The sequence below is a fragment of the Plesiomonas sp. genome, assembly GCF_051650925.1.
In the GTDB taxonomy this organism is placed as follows: Bacteria; Pseudomonadota; Gammaproteobacteria; order Enterobacterales; family CAMTGL01; genus Plesiomonas.
This window is the reverse complement of record NZ_JBOFRH010000090.1, coordinates 1-3,163: the sequence shown is the minus strand read 5'-3', so window position 1 is coordinate 3,163 and position 3,163 is coordinate 1. Positions and strand designations below refer to the sequence as shown.

At 49.8% G+C, this 3,163-nt stretch carries 3 protein-coding genes; 1 reads left to right on the top strand and 2 read right to left on the bottom strand.

Translation table 11 applies throughout. The annotated features are described in order from the left end of the window. Positions 1-833 (bottom strand): LptA/OstA family protein (locus tag ACRC27_RS02020; protein ID WP_438639069.1); only part of this gene is annotated, 833 nt, incomplete at its 3' end. Positions 834-1,076: 243 nt separating this feature from the next. Between ACRC27_RS02020 and djlA the strand changes: the two genes are divergently transcribed. Next, a complete protein-coding gene (gene djlA, locus ACRC27_RS02015; RefSeq protein ID WP_438623474.1) occupies positions 1,077-1,895 on the top strand; it encodes a co-chaperone DjlA in 819 nt (272 codons plus the stop codon). 215 nt (positions 1,896-2,110) lie between these two features. Here djlA and ACRC27_RS02010 read toward each other — a convergent pair. Then, positions 2,111-3,163, bottom strand: a 1,053-nt coding sequence (locus tag ACRC27_RS02010) for a GGDEF domain-containing protein (protein ID WP_438639068.1), incomplete at its 5' end; no start/stop codon positions are given.

The window sequence follows — 3,163 nt, the reverse complement described above, 5'->3', positions numbered from 1 at the left end:
GGTGTGGTGAGGTAACGGAATTCGGTCATCCACTCGGTTCCGCGTTTGCTCATATAGCGCGGAGTAATAGTGGCATCATAGTTAGGCGCGATATTCCAGTAGTAGGGAATATCCAGCTGAATACCGTCTTTGTTGGATGTTTTAAATGCCGGAACTAAAAAACCGGAGCGGCGTTTGTTGCCAAGTGGGATCTGTAGATACGGGGTATAGAAAATCGGGACGCCGGCGACTTGAAAGCGAGCATTCCACAACTCGGCCATCTCTTCTTGGCGATCTTGCACCATAGTGGTGGCGGCAATACTCCAACTGTCATCTTCAGGAAGGCAGGTAGTAAAGACGGCACTTTTCATGATGTTGTAACGATTTTCGCGCAGTTGCAGCTCTTTGGCCGTGCCACGCCCTTGTTTATCCACAAACTGGTAGTTGGCTTGATCAACATCGGTATCTTTACTGTCTAAATCTGACCATGCACGCGGCCCTTTTAGACTAATAGTTGGATCAAAATAGTGTACGTTACCGCGGGCGGTCATTTCGCGTTTGACCGGCTGGCCATTTTTCAGTTGCTGAGTGACTTCGGCTTCATGTGATGTGAGCTGGCGATTGCCCTGTTCAACATTCACATTTCCCTGATAAAAGGCACGATTTGGGTAATCAACATTCGCATCGTCAGACAAAATAGTGACGGTTTGCGTGTTAGGATCACCTTCAATGAGTGGCTTGGTATAGTGCGGCACGCCGGATAAGCATTGGCTACGCAAATCGGCGTACGAGTGCGGGCTGAACAGTATGGCTCCGATGGTTGAAGCTAAGATTGTCGGAAGAATTTTTTTCATACCGGTATAGAGGGTCCTACAACCTGAGCGAGCCATAATGCCCGCAAGCAATTGAGCTGAATGCAGAGTATGATAAAGCAATTTGCGTCACTCGGCACATTTATGATTATTTGTCTGTAAAAGCCAGTATACCGCGTAAATTGTTGATGAGAAAAATGCTTATTTAGGACAACAACGAGTACAAAAACAGATCTTTTTAGCGAGAATTTTCAACCACAGTGATGGGGTTTAAGAGGGGCAGGAATGCAGTTGTGGGGCAAATTGGTGGGTATTGCATTGGGATCGCTGGCTGGCGGGCCCATTGGTGCTTTTTTCGGATTGTTAATCGGCCATCAAATTGATAAGCGGGTGGCGGCTCAAGCTAATTTTCAGGGCTATTTCAGCAATCAGCAGGCGCGTCAGTCTCTGTTTTTTCACGCGACATTTTCGACGATGGGGCATTTAACCAAGTCAAAAGGGCGGGTGACAGAAGCTGATATCCAAATGGCGAATGCGATGATGAGCCGGATGAACCTGCATGGCGAAGCGCGTAAAGCAGCTCAGGAAGCATTTCGTGATGGCAAGCTGGCCGATTTTCCGCTGCGCCAGACATTGCGTGATTTTCGCCGCGCCTGTTTTGGCCGTTTTGACCTGCTCAAGATGTTTATGGAGATCCAACTGCAAACGGCGTTTGCCGATGGCTCTTTGCATCCGAGTGAGCGCGATGTTTTGTATGTGATAGCCGAAGAGCTGGGTTTTTCGCGTAGCCAATTTGAGCAACTGTTATCTATGCTTGAGGGCAGCTCACAATTTCGTGGTGAGCAGGGTTCACAGCAAGAGGGCTGGGCCCCACGCAATGCTAATGGCCCGACACTGGCTGATGCCTGTAAAGTGCTGGGTGTTAGCAGCAGTGATGATGATCAAACGGTTAAGCGTGCCTATCGCAAGCTGATGAATGAACATCACCCCGATAAGCTGGTGGCCAAAGGGCTACCGCCGCAGATGATGGAGTTAGCCAAGCAAAAAGCACAGGATATTCAAGCGGCTTATGACCTGATCCGGCGCGAGCGTGGTTTTCGTTAAAATTGCCTATTAGAGGTGGAGGCTAACGAGGGTTTGCCTTGCTATCGGCAGTACACTGCGATTGAGTTTTGCGTAAAACGATCAGGTGTACATGCTCATTGGGTGCTGACATTCACAGGCTCTTCGTGTTACCACGAATGAGCCTGTTGAGTTTCTACCGCAAAATTATCGTCACGTTGCAGTATGCGCATTACGGGTAGGGTAGTGGGGTAAACTTACACTTGATTTAGCGCAGAGGATGCAACAGCGATATTTTTTGCTGTTCCGTGCTCGGGCAGATTGGCTGATGTAGCGTCAGGTGCTTGCACTAAACAGTGTCGGCCACGCTGTTTGGCGCGGTACAGTGCTTTATCTGCGGTATGGTAGAGTTCGGTGATAGTGCGGCTTTCCCCGTTAGCATAACCGGCCGAGAAGGTGAGCAGGCCAAACGGTGAGCCTCGGTGTGGAATGGCTAGCTGCTCGGTAATGTTCATCAGATCGTTAATCAGTTCGGTTAGCTCATGCTGCTGTACGGCCGGAATTAATACGGCAAACTCTTCCCCGCCCATACGGGCAACGGTGCAGTGAGACATGCTGTTTCTCAGGGCGATAGAGAAGCTGCGCAGGCACTCATCACCGGCCGGATGGCCGTAGATATCGTTAAAGGCTTTGAATGAGTCAATATCAATCAGGATCAAGCCCGGTGAAGCGGGCTCTTCCATCATCTGCTGGATAATTTGATCGAAATAACGGCGATTGTAGAGGCCGGTGAGTGGATCATGATAAGAGAGATCAAGCAGACGCTGATTGGCCTCATTGAGTGCTTGTGTGCGCTCTTGTACCTGATTATCGAGCGAAAGATTGAGATGTCGCAGGTCTTGTTCGCTCTGAAAACGGGCCAGTAGGCTGGCTACCACCGCTGTAAAGAGGTGCAAAATAGTTTGCTGGTGGCTGGTCATCACCCGTCGGCTAAGTAGGTTGTCGGCAAAAATCGCCCCGAAAAAACGCCCGCCGTGCCACAGACCGGCACTTAAATGCCAGCCGATGCCGATCAGGTGATTATCGTTAAACAAAGGGGCATCTCGCCGAACGGTGAAGTAATCTTGCACTGTCAGCATTGGGGCGATAACCGGATCAGCATAAGGATCAATTTGCAGATGGTGTTCATCACGCAGATTACCCTGCTCATCGCAACCATAGGTGCCGCATAACATGTGTGTGTTTTGATCCCACAACACCACAGCCGCTCGATCAACACCCAGTGTTTTCACTTTCTCTACCGCCACTTT

Coding starts and splice junctions, on each gene's coding strand:
- djlA (WP_438623474.1), top strand. CDS start 1,077: ATGCAGTTGTGGGGCAAATTGGTGGGTATTGCATTGGGATCGCTGGCT.